Origin of the sequence: Bradyrhizobium sp. NBAIM03, from assembly GCF_020194055.1 — a bacterium.
Taxonomy (GTDB): domain Bacteria; phylum Pseudomonadota; class Alphaproteobacteria; order Rhizobiales; family Xanthobacteraceae; genus Bradyrhizobium; species Bradyrhizobium yuanmingense.
On sequence record NZ_JADYVS010000124.1, the window covers coordinates 1 to 470 of the forward strand.

General features: G+C 55.7%; 1 protein-coding gene. It reads left to right on the top strand.

Annotated features, from left to right (window positions below; translation table 11 throughout):
• A partial coding sequence (locus tag I6F21_RS37700) for a SocA family protein (protein ID WP_225184381.1) occupies nt 1-470 on the top strand: 470 nt, incomplete at both ends.

Consider the following 470-nt stretch of genomic DNA (forward strand, 5'->3'; position numbering starts at 1 on the left):
ATGGTGCACCGTAGCTTCGCCAACCAACTCAGCGACTATCAGTTCGTCGCAGAAACTCTGCGCAGACTCAAGAAGCCACGCAAGAGGCCTGTCAGCACGAAGCCTCGGCCTGACGCCATAAAACTCGGGCAGGTTGCTCAACGAGTCTTGCAGGGCAGTCCGGCCGGACTTAGCTACTTCGCACTTCACAAGCTTTGCTTCTTAGCAGAGCTTGCCGCGCTCGAAGCGACTGGGGAGCGTTTGACGAATGCATATGTCGTCAGACAGAAGGACGGTCCATTTTTCGTAGATCTGCATTTGGCGAAGTTGCCGCAGCTAATTCCCGGCGTCCAGATTCGATCTGCTGGCAGCAAGGCATTGCTTTCCTTTCCCATCCAGTCTGATTTTCTTGTCGACGAGCCCGCCGAGACGTTATCCGCCTCAGATGAGGCTGCCATCAGGACGGTTCTCACGAAGTATGGCCGCATGCG